Origin of the sequence: Lentzea aerocolonigenes (assembly GCF_000955955.1) — a bacterium.
Taxonomy (GTDB): domain Bacteria; phylum Actinomycetota; class Actinomycetes; order Mycobacteriales; family Pseudonocardiaceae; genus Lentzea; species Lentzea aerocolonigenes_A.
This window is the reverse complement of record NZ_JYJG01000399.1, coordinates 1-1,782: the sequence shown is the minus strand read 5'-3', so window position 1 is coordinate 1,782 and position 1,782 is coordinate 1. Positions and strand designations below refer to the sequence as shown.

The following is a 1,782-nucleotide window of genomic DNA, read 5'->3' as shown; positions in this document are numbered from 1 at the left end:
TGTGTATAAGAGACAGGATCAGCACCGAGTGCGACACCCGCACCAGCGCGTGCTGGACGGGTTCGGGCAGGCTCACACCCGCGATGGTAGTCCTCTGATCAACTCCGCCACCTCTCGCGGCGTGAACTCCAGCGCGTTGATCCCCACGCTCACCTCGAAGCTGCACCTGCCCGGATCCGGATTCGACCGCGCGTACAAGAACAGCTTGATCCCGGTTTCCTGGCCCAGGTTCTGCGCGGCCTGCTGCGCTTGTTGTTGCGACATCGGCACATGCACGTGGAACAGGGGAGTCTGCGGGACGGCCGGCGTCGTGTGCGCGAAGCCGTCCTCGTTGATCGCTTCCGCCAGAGCCTGCGCGTGGGCCTTGAACTCCCGCATCCGCGGCAGGTTCTCGTCCATGCCCATCAACGCGATCGCCGCCAACGGCCACGCGTCCACGATCGCCCCGCCCAGCCTGCGCCGCCACACCGCCGCGTGCTCGATCGTCTCGTCGTCGCCCGCCAGCACCGCGCCCCGCACGCCTTCGAGTCCTTTGTAGAGCGACACGTACACCGTGTCGAACAGACCCGCGAGCTCCGGAAGCGTCGCGTCGTAACCGGTCTGCGCCTCCCAGATCCGCGCGCCATCACAGTGCGCGGCCGCCCCGGTGCTTCTCGCCCACCCGGTCTGCTCGGCGAGATCGTCCACCGTCGGCAACTGGCCGCCGATGTCACGCTGCGGCAGCTCGATCACCACCGCGGCGAGCGGCTCCTTGACCGCTTCGAGGTCCGCGGTCGTGAGCAGCGCGTTGCGGTCGCCCACCGGGTGGAACCGCAGCCCGTGCACCGCGCTGTAACCCTGGTTCTCCCACACGTGCAGATGCGACTGCGGATGCCCCGCGAACGCATACCTGTTGCGGCGCTCGGCATGCACCCGCAGCACCGCCTGCTGCGCCATCGTCCCGGACGGGAAGAACAACGCCCTCGGCTTGCCCAGCAGTCCCGCGACCCGCTCCTCCAGTTCCCGCACCGGCCCGTCGGCCGTGGTGTCCGGCGTGACCCGTTCCGCGAGCCTTCGCAGCACCTCGTGCGGCGAGCGGCGCGGACCGGAGTGGTTCGACAGGGAGCGGCGGATGTCCATGCCGCGAGCCTACTTGCTGCAACATAGTTGCAATAGTGTCGTCCTGGTGATCAGGCGGCTGCGCTCAGTCGCGCGTCCAGCTCCGCCTCGTTCGCCACGAACCACAGCTGCCGGCCGCGGTTCGACTCGTACACGAAGTCCCGCAACGCCGTGCTCTGCGCGACGTACGCCGCGATGTCCCCGACGATCACGACCCGGAAGCCGTACTGCTGCAGCTTCTGCACCACCGCGCCCGCGACCTTGGTGCGCAACACGAAGAAGTCCTCCGTCAGCCGCGCCACCGGCAGCACCAGCCACTGCACGTCCTGCCCCCACAACGTGGCCATCAGGTCCACAGCGGACTGCTCGTCCCCGATCACGGGGCCGTCCGGCGCGCACATCAGGACGTTCGCGCCGTGGCGCGTCTGCACAACATCAGGCATAGCCCGGAACCTAGCCGCGGCCGCCGTCCGGTGTCGCGCCGAATTCCGCCCCGCCCGGCGTCGCCGCCGTGTGGATTGGCCTCGTTGCACTCACTGCCGGACAGGTCGACCAGACACGTCGATGTGCGTGTCCTCTCAACGCCGCCCCCTTCCGCACCCCGCGCTCCGCCTTCCTTGCGGGAGGCGGTTGATCATGTTTTCAGGACAACTACTAGACGGTTGATTCCAAGGGCCCGCAGCC

Annotated in this window: 2 protein-coding genes; both read right to left on the bottom strand. The window is 68.4% G+C overall.

Features of this window, described 5'->3' with window-relative positions; genetic code table 11:
- Positions 1 to 72: 72 nt before the first annotated feature.
- On the bottom strand, positions 73 to 1,119 hold the full coding sequence (locus UK23_RS40325; RefSeq protein ID WP_045317075.1) for a threonine aldolase family protein: 1,047 nt from the start codon (positions 1,117 to 1,119) through the stop codon (positions 73 to 75).
- A 50-nt stretch (positions 1,120 to 1,169) separates the two neighbouring features.
- Entirely contained in the window at positions 1,170 to 1,541 is a 372-nt protein-coding gene (locus UK23_RS40320) for a DUF4180 domain-containing protein (RefSeq protein WP_045317074.1), read from the bottom strand.
- Between the last annotated feature and the right edge of the window lie 241 nt (positions 1,542 to 1,782).